The sequence below is a fragment of the Chryseobacterium sp. JAH genome (assembly GCF_001507335.1).
In the GTDB taxonomy this organism is placed as follows: domain Bacteria; phylum Bacteroidota; class Bacteroidia; order Flavobacteriales; family Weeksellaceae; genus Chryseobacterium.
In genome coordinates this window covers 634795-647339 of record NZ_LMAH01000002.1, presented here as the reverse complement: position 1 = coordinate 647339, position 12545 = coordinate 634795, and the positions used below count along the sequence as shown (strand labels likewise).

Here is a 12545-nt window from a genome sequence, read left to right as displayed (position 1 = left end):
TGCTTTTTTAGCTAAAAACTAATTATTCCATTCTGGTAGTTCTTCGGTGTCACCCCAACCAATTGCTTAAAAACTCTTGTAAAATAATTCGTATCAGAAAAACCCGTCTGGAAAGCAGTTTCTTTAATGCTGTTTTTTAAAGCTAAAAGTTCCTTTGCTTTATTGATGCGTTCTTGAAGGATAAAATCATTTGGCGAAGTTCCCAGCTCATCTTTAAACATTTTAAAGAAATTAGACTTGCTTACGTACGCCAATTTCGCAATACTGTCGATCGAAAGTTTCTGATGGATGTTGTTTTTGATATAATCTACCACAAAACCTATTCTTGATTTATTTTTAGCCAAATTTTTCTCTACCATACTTCTTGCCTGTGTCTGCATAAGTCTTATTAAAAGTTCTTTTAACGCAAAATCAGCCATGATATCCTTCTCGGAATTATCATCCATAGCGATTCTCATAATATTGTTGGTCGCCGAAGTGAGTGATTTGTTGTTAAATAAAAAATATTCGTCGAGTTGCAGATTCCAGGATGAGGTTTCATCTACTTTCGCAAAATTATAGTTCAGATGATTCAAAGAGTTTTCGATGAACTCAGGATTTAAACTCAAAGAAATACATTGTGAAGGCGTTTCATCGGCATCTGGAAAATCTATTATCATCGTTTCGCCGGGCGCAACCAAAACACTTTCTCCGGGAAAATAATCGAAATAATTGGTTTTGTTTTCCAGCTTCATGTATTTTCTGCCCTGGAGCATTGCTGTGAAAGCGATCGTATCAAAATGCAGTTTTATATCAAATGCCGACTTGTGAGTTTCATAGATGCTGAATTCGCAGTTGTTGAGATTAAATTTAGTTTGATTTTCAACTAAGTTGATAAGCTGACTTTCCTTCTTTAATTCAGGAGTATTCAATAAAAACTTATGATCATTCATTTCTAAACCTTTTTTGTTGCGACTTCTATCAAATATAGAAATTATATGACTACAATGATGTTAATGAAATGATAAAATCATACTCCCTGTACGATAATGATGTTTTTTTGTAGGATTTTGCTATTGGTTTGACAGCAGTCGGTGTAATTTGGTTGTAGATAAAAATCAAAACAATACGAATATGAGCACAGCAACAGAACAAAAATCAAATACGGTCTTACAATGGCCGGAATTCAAAAAGCAATATGACAACTTCATTAATGGTGAATTTACCGCACCGGTTAATGGTCAATATTTCGATGTCATCTCTCCAGTTAACGGAAAAGTTTTCACGCAGGCGGCACATTCATCGAAGGAAGATTTGGAATTGGCGGTGAATGCAGCCGAAAAAGCGTTCCAGACGTGGAAAGATACTTCGTCTACCGAAAGAAGCATTATTTTAAATAAAATTGCCGACAGAATCGAACAGAATCTGGAGTATTTGGCAATCGTAGAGACCATCGATAACGGAAAAGCCGTAAGAGAAACTTTAGCCGCAGATTTACCGTTGGCAGTAGATCATTTCAGGTATTTTGCTTCAGTAATCAGAGCAGATGAAGGTTCACATAATGAATTGGATAAGGACACGGTTTCATTAATCGTGCACGAACCACTGGGCGTGATTGCACAAATTATTCCATGGAATTTCCCAATCCTTATGGCGGTCTGGAAGTTAGCTCCGGCATTGGCTGCAGGAAACTGTGTGGTTTTAAAGCCAGCAGAAAGTACACCAATTTCAATCTTGGTTTTGATCGATTTAATTAAAGATTTACTTCCCGCGGGCGTGGTGAATATTGTCAACGGTTTCGGAGCGGAGCTTGGAAGAGCTTTGGTGACGAATCCGAAAATAAACAAGGCTGCATTTACCGGTTCTACCGTAACAGGTCGTTTGGTGATGCAGTATGCAACAGAAAATATCATCCCGGTAACTTTGGAATTGGGTGGAAAATCTCCCAACGTTTTCTTCAGTTCGGTGATGGATGCAGATGATGAATTTTTAGATAAAGCCATTGAAGGTGCAGTTCTTTTTGCCTTAAATCAAGGTGAAATCTGTACTTGTCCGTCAAGATTATTGGTTCAGGAAGACATTGCCGATGCATTTATCGCGAAAGTAATTGAAAGAGTAAAAGCGATCAAAGTTGGAAATCCTTTGGATAAAACTGTGATGATGGGAGCGCAGGCTTCAAAAATTCAGAAAGATAAAATTTTGTCTTACATTAAATTAGGAAAAGAGGAAGGTGCTGAAGTGTTAGTGGGTGGTGACGTGAATCATGTCGGTGAAAACCTTGAAGAAGGATATTACATTCAGCCAACCATTTTCAAAGGAAACAACAGAATGAGAATCTTCCAGGAGGAAATTTTCGGACCTGTATTAGCGTTTACCACTTTCAAAGATGAAGAAGAAGGAATCAAGATTGCCAACGACACGATTTACGGATTGGGTGCTGGAGTTTGGACGAGAGATGCGCATCAGCTGTACAATGTGCCACGTCAGATTCAGGCGGGTAGAGTTTGGGTGAATCAATATCACTCTTACCCTGCAGGAGCACCTTTTGGTGGGTACAAACAGTCGGGGATTGGTAGAGAAAACCACAAAATGATGCTGGATCATTACCGTCAGACAAAGAACATGTTGATCTCGTACAGCAAAAACAAATTAGGTTTCTTTTAATTAATAAATATGTAAGGGCGTGCCCGTTTTCCCCGTTTGTCACGGGGAAAACGGTCGGGCTATCCAGGGCTGCACTTTGTTTCGGTGCTTCGCACCGGCGAGTTCCTCGCCACCCTTCCTATCCCTCACGCAAAAGTGGTGTGCAAAACACATCTCTATATTTGGTTTATGTAAAGTCTGACAATGCTTGTTTTGTCAGACTTTTTTTAACTTTATAAAATAGTAGACAAAGGCTAAGCTCGGCTCAATCACAGTTTAATAAACCAAATTTTGTTTGAAGACATAAAACCGACCTAGGAAATGGAGGCGTTAAGAAAATAAACTGTATGAATGTAAAAAAAATTCTTCTGTTCGAAGCGCAACACAAATGTTCAACCGAAGAAAATAATAAGCTCTCGCGCAAGTTTAGAATTTTTAGTGAGTACAGATTATTTTTAGCCGGAGTTTCCAGTCTTGATTTTTTGGTTCTTTTGGATTAAGCCAAAAGAACAGAGAAATTTAACTGAAACCAATAAACCTTTTTGAAGAAGATCATTATGGAAACAAAAAAAATATCAAGACTCTCAGTTACAGAAAAAGCCCTCGAGCTTATTTGGGAACTCGAAAAAAAGCACGGCGAACTGATGTTTTACCAAGCAGGTGGATGTTGTGAAGGTACACAGCCGCAATGTTTCGAGAAAGGCGGCTACTTTCCGAGAATGAACGACGCGATGATCGGAGCGATCAACGGTCACGAATTCTGGATCGACCGCGACCTCTTTGAATATTGGCAGTATTCCCATTTCACTTTAGATGTTTTAGAAGGTTTTGGCCCCGGCGGATTTTCTTTGGAAACCCCTTTGGGAAAAACATTTAAAGTACAATATAAATTATTTACTTCGGAAGAATTACAGAATTTGGAAGAGGTGAAGAGAAGCGAGTAAATCCGTTTATTTTTCAGATGAAAAAGATTTTCACAGACTATAAATAAATTTTATAATCTGCTTAATCATTAAAATTTTTGACAGAAAAGATAACTGTTGAGTGTTCTTGGTGCAAAAATATTTTGTGAAATTCGTGTATACAGAAAATCAAACTTTCACAAACCGATTCACAAACATTGCCGCCACAATATCTCCCACTGCATTTAAAACAGTAGCCAAAGGATCAACCAAAGTTCCGATAATAATCACTGCAGGAATGGCTTCCTGTGGCAACTGATAGACAGAAATCATCAACATTTCACCAATATAACCACCATTTGGAATTCCTCCTGCAACAATACTTACGAACACAGTAATTCCCAAAGCTAGAAGCAGGTTTGAAGGCTCGAAAAAATCTCTGCCGATAATCTGAAAAGCCACATATATTTTAATAATGGAAGACATTGATGAACCATTCTTATGCAAAGTAGTTCCAATCGGAATCACCAAATTAGCAATCGAGCTCGGAATGCCAATTTTTGACGCTGCGACCAGATTTGTAGGCATTGTGGCAAAACTGCTGCAGGTACTTAAAGCAGTTAAAGTAGGTAAAATTGCATTGGTCCAAAAGTTTTTAATTCCGTTTTTTCTGTCTGCGATGAAAGCGTAAAGAGAGAAAAAGACGAAGAAATAGATAATTCCTGAGATATAGTATAATCCTAATGGTTTAGCATAAAACCCAAAAAGCTGAGGTCCTAAAGTTGCCACCTGATACGCAAAATAAGCGCCCAAACCAATCGGTGCAATTTTCATGATCATGAGAAGCAATTCTTTCATGACTTCATAACCCGATGCAATAAAAAGTCTGAAAGGTTTCCCGTTGTCTCCAGATTTTCTTGCGGCAAATCCGGTAAGGAAGGCGAAAATCAGTAATGCCAGCATGTTTTTTCGTGAAAAGAGTTCTGTAAACTCGCCCACAGTGAAAAAGCTGACAATTCTGTCACCCCAATTTCCTTCCTTTGTTGCTTCTGCAATGATTTCAGAACTTCCTGAAATGGAGGAAACTGGAAATAGATATACCATCCCAATCGTGAAAATAGCTGCTATTAGTATGAATAAAAGAAAAGTAAAGGACATGGTAAAAATAATCTTACCAAACTTCGATTGTTGTTCTAATGATGAAATGGAATTGGAAACCGCAAAAAATACCAACGGCACTACACTTACAAAAAGAAGATTCAGAAAAATATCTCCCAGCGGTTTAATGTATTCCACAATCTGTTGAGCTACAATGCCGATAATGCTTCCGACAGTGATCCCCAAAAGGAGAAAAAGAATTCCCGAATAGTTTTTTAAGACCTCTTGCATGCGGTTATTTTTAGTAAAGATAGATTTATTTTTAACAATTTATTACATTATTTTTCGCTTTGAAATGGCTAAATTTGAGTAAACATTTGTTTCTATGGCTTATATAGATTATTACAAAATTTTAGGCGTAGACAAAAGCGCAACGCAGGAAGATATCAAGAAAGCGTACCGAAAGCAGGCAAGAAAACTGCACCCGGATCTTAACCCCAACGACAAAGAAGCTGAAAGGCAGTTCAAGGAGCTGAACGAAGCCAATGAAGTGCTCAGTAATCCCGAAAACCGTGCTAAATATGATAAGTACGGTGAAAACTGGAAGCACGGCGAACAATACGAACAAGCTCAGCAACAACAAAGACAATATCAACAACAAAGTGGAAACTACGGTGGTGGTTTTTCAGGTACTGATTTTGGTGAAAGTGAAGATTTCTCAGACTTCTTTCAGAGTATGTTTGGTGGTGAAGGTGGCGGATTCGGAAGGAATTCGCGCGGAAGTGCATCTGGAAAATTCAAAGGACAGGATGTTCATGCAGAGCTGAATTTAAATTTAAAAGATGCCGCAAAAACTCATCAGCAGACTTTCGATATTAACGGCAAGAAAGTAAGGATCACAATTCCTGCGGGAGTTTCTGATGGACAAAAAATAAAACTGAAAGGTCACGGAAATCCTGGTTTCAATGGTGGTCCGGCCGGAGATTTATACATTACATTCAACATCACTCCGGATCCGAATTTTGAAAGGGTAGGAGATGACTTAAAATCGAAGATTAGCATTGATCTGTATACTGCAGTTTTGGGTGGAGACGTAAAAGTGGAGACTTTAGAAGGAAGTGTCAATCTAAAAGTGAAGCCTGAAACTCAAAGTGGAACCACGGTGAGATTAAAAGGAAAAGGTTTTCCGGTCTATAAAAAAGATGGTGAATTTGGTGATTTGTTTGTGACGTATGATGTGAAACTACCGAAAAATCTTACGGAAAAGCAGAAAGAACTTTTTGAACAACTTAAAAATTCTTAATCATGAGCGAAAGAATATCACGGGAAGAGCTCGTAAAAATATACAATGTCGAAATTAATTTTTTTGATGACCTGGTCGATTATGGTCTGCTGAAGGTAGAAACTGAAGATGAAGTCCGCTATTTGATTTACGAAGATCTTCAGGTTTTTGAAAAGTTTGCCAACTTGCATTATGATCTCGAAATAAATCTTCCCGGCTTAGAAGTGATTCATCACATGCTTCAAAAAATGGATGATTTAAATCAAAAAAATCGCGACCTGATGAATAAACTTTTGGCAATTAGTGAGAAGTATGAGGATATTTAATTTAGTTTTGTAAAACAATAAGACTCACAATATGGCTAGAATAAATGACGATAAAATCATCAACCTAAAAATCAATAAAATAGATTTTGAAGAGATTTATCTCAACGGAAATCAGGGAAGTTTATTTTTTTCACCTTCAGTAAAAGGAAAATTGATTACAACGGTGGTTGTTGCGTTGATTTTGATGATATTGTTTTTCTTCAAAGACGATTTGAGCAAAGAGAAATTCGGGATTTTTTACTTTATGAGTTTTCTTTTTCTGCTTTGTGCCGTGTATCTCTCTTTAGCCATCAATAAGGTTTCAAAATGGAAAAAGGAGGTGGTGAAATACCTGAAAACTCTTGAGAATACCGAGATTTATCAGATTGAGTTCAATACAAAAGTTTTTAAAGTAAATATTAATGATAGTAAAGAAACCAGCCTCTGGACTGAGTTTACGGCTGGTGAAATAAGCGATAAATTTATCGGATTAGAAGGGAAGTTTAATTATATGTTTCCGAAAAAATCAATGCAGGAAGCAGATTTCGAATTGCTGAAAGAGGCAGTCCAGAAAAACGTTTTAAAATAAAAAAAATCAGAGCCAATGCTCTGATTTCTGTTTTATATAAAGAGATTGATTTAATCTAACCAACCCATTTCTTTCATCCACTCATCGTTGTAGATTTTCCCTACATATCTAGAGCCATGATCGTGCAGTAATACCACAATCACATCATCTTTTGTAAACTGATCTTTCATCTGAACCAAAGAAGCCATCGCACTTCCCGCAGAATATCCACAGAAAATTCCTTCTTCTTTTGCCAATTTTCTTGCGTAGATTGCGCCGTCTTTATCAGTTACTTTTTCGAAATGATCGATAACTGACATGTCATAATTTTCCGGAAGAATATCTTCGCCAATACCTTCTGTAATATAAGTATAAGCGTTGCCTAAATTAATTTCTCCCGTTTCGTGTATTTCTTTTAAGATTGAACCGTATGTATCTACTCCAATCACTTTTATAGTAGGATTTTTCTCTTTGAAAAACATCCCACAACCGGTAATCGTTCCACCTGTACCAGCTCCCACTAAAAAGTGAGTCAATTTACCTTCTGTTTGCTCCCAGATTTCGGGGGCAGTAGACTCATAATGAGCTGCTCTGTTTGATAAATTGTCGTATTGATTAACATACCATCCGTTTTCTGTTTCCTTTGCAAGTCTCTTTGAAACTGAATAATAAGAACGCGGATCAGTCGGCTTTACATCAGTTGGGCAAACGATCACTTCAGCGCCAACTGCACGAAGAATATCGCATTTTTCCTTAGACTGTTTAGCATTGGTTACGAAAATACATTTGTACCCTTTGATGATGGCTGCCAAAGCCAACCCCATGCCTGTATTTCCTGAAGTTCCTTCAATAATGGTTCCGCCCGGTTTTAGTCTTCCGTCTTTTTCGGCATCCTCAATCATTTTCAGAGCCATTCTGTCTTTCACCGAATTTCCTGGGTTGAAAGTTTCCACTTTTGCCAAAACCAATGCCGGGAAATCTTCTCCCAACACTTTATTAATCTTCACAAGAGGTGTATTTCCTATGGTTTCGAGAATATTTTCTGCGTATTTCATGCTTGATTTTTTTTCTGCGGGGCAAAGATACGGCTTTCAAATCACTTAAAAAGAAGAGGAAACATTTAATGATTTTTTGCATTCAGTTTGTGAAGGTCACAATGACTATCATTATTCAACTTTTAGCTGTATTTGATAGACTTCACCGGAGAAATTTTACTGATCAGATAACTCGGAATGATCAAAGCCAATCCTGAAATTAATAAAATTCCGGCAGATATTGAAAGAATGACTAACGGATTTAAATCGACAGGAACTGTGCTTACATAATAATTTTCGGGATTCAATTTAATAATTCCTAAAAACTTTTGAGTAAGTAGAAGTATAAGTCCTATTGCATTTCCATACAGCAATCCTGGAACCATAATGATTAAAGTGTAATTGATAAATGTTGCTCGAATTTGTGCATTTGTAGCACCCAAAGTTTTCAGCAAACCAATTGAGTTGGTTCTTTCAATAATCAAGATGAGAAGAACCATGACGATATTGATGATCACTACAATCAACATAATAGAAATAATGAGTGCGATATTCACATCAAAAATACTGATCCAGTCGTTAATCTGAGGGAATTTGTCAGTTGCTTTTTCAGCGTAATTTTTGTAACCAATCAGTTTGTCAATTTCCGGAGAGTCTTTGTCTATATCATCTACATTTTTAAAGAAAATATCAATTCCACCAATATCTTCAGGTGCCATATCCTGAATTTTTCTTACATGATTGACATCTCCAATGACGAACTGATCGTCAATCATTTTAATATCCGTTTTGTAAATTCCAACCACCTGAAATTTTCGGTAAATCTGTTTTTGATTTTCCTTTGCGAAAACTGTGACAATGCTGTCATTTAATTTAAGATGAAGGTCATTAGCAATTTTCTCAGAAATAGTAACACCGTTATTGTACCCATCTTCTGTGATATGTGGTGTTTTTCCGGCAAGCAGAAATTTCTTGAATCTTAAGCTGTCAAAATCTTTTCCTACACCTTTAAAGATAATTCCTGCGAAACTGTGTTCGTTCCGCATAATTCCTGTTACCATCGCGTATTTCTGTACGCTTTCAACATCGGGAAGTTCTTTCAGCTTATTGATATTCAAACCCTGACTGTCGATTATAGAAGTATTATAGGATGAGTTTGAACGGGTAGATTTTACTGTGATATGTCCGCTGAAATCTGCCAGTCTCTCTTTAATTGCTTTTTTTGAGCCGAAACCTGTAGATACGGTTATCAAAGAAACAATGATTCCCAAAGCGACAGACAGCCTGCCGATGAAGATGATCACCCGAGAAAGGTTATTTTTGTTATCTTTGGAAAACGCTATTTTTCTAGAGAAATATAAAGGAAATTTCAAGCTTATGAATTTAGATTTCAAAATTAAAACTTTAGTTCTTATTTGCCTAATTTTTTTAGGAGTAATCAACCCATATTATTCTCAGACGCAGGATGAGGATTTTTTCAAAACCGGAGCCGACCGACCTGAATTGTATTTGCCTCTGCTAAAAGGAAAAACAATCGGAATAGTGACCAATCAAACCGGTTTGATGAAAGATAAAACTCATGTAGTAGATTATTTAGTAAAAAACGGTATTAAAATCAAAACAATTTTTGCTCCCGAACATGGTTTCAGAGGTGATGCAGATGCAGGCGAAAAAGTGAAGAATGGAGTAGATGTGAAGACCGGAATTCCTATCATTTCTCTATATGGACCTAATAAAAAGCCAAAACCTGAGCAATTGAAAGGTTTGGATATTGTTGTCTTTGATATTCAGGATGTGGGTGTGAGATTTTACACCTATATTTCAACTTTAACATATTTGATGGAGGCCGGAGCGGAAAATAACGTTGAAATTGTAGTTTTAGACAGACCCAATCCACATGACGGATATATTGACGGACCGGTTTTGAAAAAGAAATGGGAAAGTTTTGTAGGTATGCACGAAGTGCCTGTGGTGTATGGATTGACCATTGGTGAATACGGAAAAATGGTTAATGGCGAAAAATGGCTTAAAAATGGTGTACAGGCAAACTACACTTTGATTCCGATGCAGAAATACCATAAGCAAAAGCGTTATGGGATTTTAGACAAGCCATCTCCTAATTTACCTAATGATAAAGCAATAAATCTATATCCGAGTTTATGTTTTTTTGAAGGAACACAAGTTTCAGTGGGGCGAGGAACTGACTTCCCTTTTCAAATCTATGGTTCAGCGTGGACGAAAGACTTGCCTTATCAATTCACTCCCAAACCAAACTTTGGAGCTAAAGATCCTTTCTTAAACGGTACACTATGTTATGGCGAAAATCTCTCCAACCATTCAACAGATTTACGAGAGCTTAATCTAGAGTGGCTTTTAAAAGCGTACAAGAATTATAAAAATCCTCAACAAGATTTTTTTCTTAAAAATTTATTCTTTGACACTTTAGCTGGAAGTGATGAGTTAAGAAAACAGATAGTTAGTGGGAAATCAGAAAAGGAAATCAGAGCTACTTGGAAATCAGGCTTAGATCAATTTGAGAAAATCAGAAAGAAATACATGCTCTATCAAGATTAAAAAAAAATGTCAACTACTATATAGCAGTTGACATTTTTTAATATTATTTCTTAATCAAAATTCTGTGGCGGATTTTTATCGTCTTTTCCCTTATTTAAAATAAAAAGTCCTATCGATAATCCTATAACTCCTGCGAAAGCGGTCATCAGCGCCCGTTCCAATTTATCTGCTGCATGATTCCCCAAATAATTCATCAAGAAAAGGATTACAAAAGTAATCACCGATATGATGATGTGATTTTTTCCTAGTAATTTCATATTATTTTAGTCTGTAAGAAAGCATTACACCACCTCTGTATGGTATGATCTCGCCACTCTTATTCCAACCAGTAGCTTCATCATATCTATCCCCTGAAACACGATCATAACCTTTGTAAAAGTCTTGTGAAGTCCCAAATCCGGCAAAGATATCCATGTTCCAGTTTTCTGAGAGTCTGAATTGGTAACCACCTTCTACGCCAAGTAGAATTGCATATCCCTTTTGATAAAGATTCGAAAGAGCATAGTTTGTTTGAAAACCTTTGGGATTATAATAATATCCCTCCTGATTCCAATATTGTGGTTTCTGCAGTATAAAAGCTCCTACAGAGACATTTGCTCCCACATGCCAACCTTTAAAAGCTTCTTTGAAATAATATCTTCCTTCAATAGTTCCCATATAAATTTGGGCTTCATGTCCGGCAAAAGATTTCCATGGAGATATCAAAACATCGCCTTGCATGGTGAATTTATTGTTAAGCTGATATTCTAATCCGGCATTGATTACAGCGATAGGAATCAGTAGCGCATTTCCTTTTACATATAATTTTTTTTCACCTGCAGACTTATTTTCCTGTGCTAGGGTTTCTTGTGCGTTAATGTTTATGATTGACAATAAACTTAACACTGCGATAAAAATTTTATTTTTCAAAGCGTATTTATTTGATTTTATTTAATAATTCTTTTGCCAAAGTTGCGTCTTTTCCAGACTGTTCGGCCATCTGTTTAGACATTTCTGCATAGTTTTTAGCAATATCATTAATTCCAAGAGCGAAATATATTTTTGCTAAAATATAAGTGTTTTCAGCAGTTTCACCTCTCATGACAGACTTTTCTGTCCATTCAGCCGCTTTTTTCAGTGAAGATTTTGTTTTTACATGATCAGAGAAAATCCAAGCAGCCTTTAAAAGTTCGTTAGGTTCAAATGAATCTGCATTTTTATAATAATCCAAAGCCGCTTTTTCGTATTCAGCGAAATTAGCATTCTGTTCATAATATGCAAGTTTTGTTTGGTTAAGTTTAAGCATTGCTGCTTCTTTTCCAACCAGTGGTTCTGCAGTTTTCATGAAGTATTCTTCATTTATTTTTTTTGCCTTTTCATCAATAGATTCTTGTACAACCTTAGCTAAAACCAACTGATTATTAAACTCAGTATAATTTTCTTCAGGTAAATACTTTGTAATTTCCGACTTTTGAGAGACAAATGTTTTGTAATTAACATCTTCGATTGATTTTAAGAAATATAATAGAAAACCTACATCCTCTTTTGTGAATTCATCGGTCTTTTTTTTGTTTTCAAAGTATCTTTCTGATGCCTGTTTTGCAAATTCATAATCAGCATTTGAATTAAGCTTCATAATGTTGATTAAAAAGTCATTTCCTTTTTCTCCTTTTGCAAAGCGTTCTTTCAACGAACCTTTTTTATTGTTGGGAGAATTGATGTCTTGAGCCATTGCGAGAAAAATACCTTCCTCCATGTACCCATAGTTTTGAGAAACCAGTTCACCATCGCCATTTAGAAATAAATAAGTGGGATAAGAGCGTACACCAAATTTTTGTGCAACCTCTCTTCCTTCGCCTTTTTCCATATCAATTCTTGCATTGACGAAATTTTTATTGTAAAAGTCTCCTACAGTTTTTTTTGTGAAAACATTTTTTTCCATCATTTTACAGGGACCACACCAGGAAGCATAGGCATCAATAAACACAAGTTTGTTTTCTTTTTTTGCTTTCGCAATAAGATCTTTGAAAGGAATGTCCTGAAATTGAATTTCGTCCTGGGCAAAACTGAATATGGTGATAAAAATAAATAATCCGGAGATAATCTTTTGCATTTTCAAATCTAAATTTTAATAAGCGAAGATACTTAATTTTGATTTATTGGTATTGCTAAAATATTATA

At 36.2% G+C, this 12545-nt stretch carries 13 protein-coding genes; 6 read left to right on the top strand and 7 right to left on the bottom strand.

Annotated elements, in window-relative coordinates; translation table 11 throughout:
* Positions 1-11: 11 nt before the first annotated feature.
* Entirely contained in the window at positions 12-932 is a 921-nt protein-coding gene (locus AR685_RS06585; RefSeq protein WP_059124080.1) for a helix-turn-helix domain-containing protein, read from the bottom strand.
* Positions 933-1113: 181 nt separating this feature from the next.
* On the opposite strand from AR685_RS06585, the gene AR685_RS06580 reads away from it, so the two are divergent.
* Together AR685_RS06580 and AR685_RS06575 are read left to right on the top strand one after the other, a co-directional pair.
* Positions 1114-2643, top strand: coding sequence for an aldehyde dehydrogenase family protein (locus AR685_RS06580; RefSeq protein ID WP_059124153.1), 1530 nt, complete (start codon positions 1114-1116; stop codon positions 2641-2643).
* 536 nt (positions 2644-3179) lie between these two features.
* On the top strand, positions 3180-3566 hold the full coding sequence (locus AR685_RS06575) for a DUF779 domain-containing protein (protein ID WP_059124079.1): 387 nt from the start codon (positions 3180-3182) through the stop codon (positions 3564-3566).
* Between the two features lie 147 nt (positions 3567-3713).
* Here AR685_RS06575 and AR685_RS06570 read toward each other — a convergent pair whose 3' ends face one another.
* A complete protein-coding gene (locus AR685_RS06570; protein ID WP_059124078.1) occupies positions 3714-4913 on the bottom strand; it encodes a dicarboxylate/amino acid:cation symporter in 1200 nt (399 codons plus the stop codon).
* A 94-nt stretch (positions 4914-5007) separates the two neighbouring features.
* Between AR685_RS06570 and AR685_RS06565 the strand changes: the two genes are divergently transcribed.
* The 3 genes from AR685_RS06565 to AR685_RS06555 are packed head-to-tail and all read left to right on the top strand — an operon-like array spanning position 5008 to position 6798.
* Entirely contained in the window at positions 5008-5925 is a 918-nt protein-coding gene (locus AR685_RS06565; protein WP_059124077.1) for a DnaJ C-terminal domain-containing protein, read from the top strand.
* A gap of 2 nt (positions 5926-5927) precedes the next feature.
* Positions 5928-6230 (top strand): chaperone modulator CbpM, encoded by a 303-nt coding sequence (locus AR685_RS06560; protein WP_047442513.1) that lies wholly within the window; start codon positions 5928-5930, stop codon positions 6228-6230.
* Positions 6231-6261: 31 nt separating this feature from the next.
* Positions 6262-6798 carry a hypothetical protein gene (locus tag AR685_RS06555; protein WP_228376396.1) on the top strand — a complete coding sequence of 179 codons (537 nt, stop codon included), beginning with the start codon at positions 6262-6264 and terminating at the stop codon, positions 6796-6798.
* Positions 6799-6848: 50 nt separating this feature from the next.
* Here the strand turns inward: AR685_RS06555 and AR685_RS06550 are convergent, their stop codons facing one another.
* Complete coding sequence (locus AR685_RS06550) at positions 6849-7832, bottom strand: PLP-dependent cysteine synthase family protein (RefSeq protein WP_047442514.1); 984 nt, start codon at positions 7830-7832, stop codon at positions 6849-6851.
* Between the two features lie 122 nt (positions 7833-7954).
* Positions 7955-9184 (bottom strand): ABC transporter permease, encoded by a 1230-nt coding sequence (locus AR685_RS06545; RefSeq protein ID WP_059124076.1) that lies wholly within the window; start codon positions 9182-9184, stop codon positions 7955-7957.
* Positions 9185-9188: 4 nt separating this feature from the next.
* On the opposite strand from AR685_RS06545, the gene AR685_RS06540 reads away from it, so the two are divergent.
* Positions 9189-10385, top strand: a complete 1197-nt coding sequence (locus tag AR685_RS06540) for an exo-beta-N-acetylmuramidase NamZ domain-containing protein (RefSeq protein ID WP_059124151.1) — start codon at positions 9189-9191, stop codon at positions 10383-10385.
* A 50-nt stretch (positions 10386-10435) separates the two neighbouring features.
* Here the strand turns inward: AR685_RS06540 and AR685_RS06535 are convergent, their stop codons facing one another.
* Genes AR685_RS06535 through AR685_RS06525 form a run of 3 tightly spaced genes read right to left on the bottom strand, consistent with a single transcriptional unit; the run spans position 10436 to position 12477 of the window.
* A complete protein-coding gene (locus AR685_RS06535) occupies positions 10436-10642 on the bottom strand; it encodes a hypothetical protein (protein WP_059124075.1) in 207 nt (68 codons plus the stop codon).
* 1 nt (position 10643) lies between these two features.
* Positions 10644-11294 (bottom strand): DUF3575 domain-containing protein, encoded by a 651-nt coding sequence (locus AR685_RS06530; RefSeq protein ID WP_059124074.1) that lies wholly within the window; start codon positions 11292-11294, stop codon positions 10644-10646.
* 7 nt (positions 11295-11301) lie between these two features.
* Positions 11302-12477 (bottom strand): thioredoxin family protein, encoded by a 1176-nt coding sequence (locus AR685_RS06525; RefSeq protein ID WP_059124073.1) that lies wholly within the window; start codon positions 12475-12477, stop codon positions 11302-11304.
* Positions 12478-12545 lie beyond the last annotated feature (68 nt).